This window comes from Ilumatobacter nonamiensis YM16-303 (assembly GCF_000350145.1).
GTDB classification, from domain to species: Bacteria; Actinomycetota; Acidimicrobiia; order Acidimicrobiales; family Ilumatobacteraceae; genus Ilumatobacter_A; species Ilumatobacter_A nonamiensis.
In genome coordinates, this window is record NZ_BAOL01000110.1 from 1 (window position 1) to 1330 (window position 1330).

The following is a 1330-nucleotide window of genomic DNA, read 5'->3' on the forward strand; positions in this document are numbered from 1 at the left end:
GCGTTACACGACGGGTCTGACCCGTTACGTAACGCTGAGATGATGGTTGACTAGGACCCATGGAAGTCACCGCTGCAGCGTCACGTCGCCAGACCCGGCAGATCACGGTGGGGGACGTGGCGGTCGGGGGCGATGCGCCGATCACGGTGCAGTCGATGACGATCACCAAGACGGCCGACGTCGAGGGGACGCTCCAGCAGATCTACGCACTCGCGGCAGCGGGCGCCGACATCGTGCGCTGTACCTGCAACGAGATCGAGGCCGCCGAGGGTCTCGCCCGGATCGTGCCGCGCTCGCCCGTGCCGATCATCGCCGACATCCATCACCAGTACAAGATGGCGATGGCGGCGATGGAAGCAGGTGTCGACGGGCTCCGGCTCAATCCCGGCAACATCCGCAAGCCCGAGCACATCAAGACGGTCGCTCGGGAGGCGAAGGATCGGAACCTGCCGATCCGGATCGGAGTGAACGCCGGCTCGCTCGATCCGAAGCTCTACGAGAAGTACGGGGGAGCGACGCCCGAGGCGATGGTCGAGTCGGCGCAGACCGAGATGCAGTACTTCGACGAGGTCGGGTTCGATCTGATCAAGATCTCGGTGAAGGCGTCATCGGTTCCACTGATGGTCGAGTCGTATCGCGCGTTGAGCGAGGTGACCGATCATCCGTTGCACCTGGGGGTCACCGAGGCCGGACCACCTCCGGCCGGTCTGATCAAGGCGACCGCCGGGATCGCCACCCTCCTGATGGAAGGGATCGGTGACACGATCCGCTACTCGCTCACGGCCGATCCGGTCGAGGAGGCGAAGGCCGGTCGCCAGTTGCTCGAAGCCCTGGGGCTGCGTGAGCGCAAGAACGTCGACCTCATCGCCTGCCCCTCGTGCGGCCGCGCCGAGGTCGACGTGATCAAGGTGGCCAACGACGCGATGGAAGCGTTCGGCGAACGCGAGATCCCACTCCAGGTGGCGGTCATGGGCTGCGTGGTCAACGGTCCGGGAGAGGCGCGTGACGCCGACATCGGAATCGCCGCCGGCAACAAGCGCGGCCACCTCTTCATCAAGGGACAGAACGTCGCGGTGGTTCCCGAGGACGAGATGGTCGGTCAGCTCGTCGAGTGGGCCGAGTTCATCGACGCGAACGGCATCGACGCCGCCCTCGAACGGGCCGACCTCGACAAGGCCCGCCGCGAAGCCGAGAAGGACCGGGCGAAGCTGCTCGAAGAGCAGGGCGACGACGCCAACCACGCCGAAGAGAAGATCGTCCAGATCCGCCAGAAATGACCGTGCCATCCGGTGTCAGGCCATCCGGTGTCTGACACCCGATGGCACACGCT

General features: G+C 65.6%; 1 protein-coding gene. It reads left to right on the top strand.

Features of this window, described 5'->3' with window-relative positions:
- Window positions 1–59 precede the first annotated feature (59 nt).
- A complete protein-coding gene (gene ispG, locus ON45_RS11740; protein WP_040494089.1) occupies window positions 60–1277 on the top strand; it encodes a flavodoxin-dependent (E)-4-hydroxy-3-methylbut-2-enyl-diphosphate synthase in 1218 nt (405 codons plus the stop codon).
- Window positions 1278–1330: the final 53 nt, after the last annotated feature.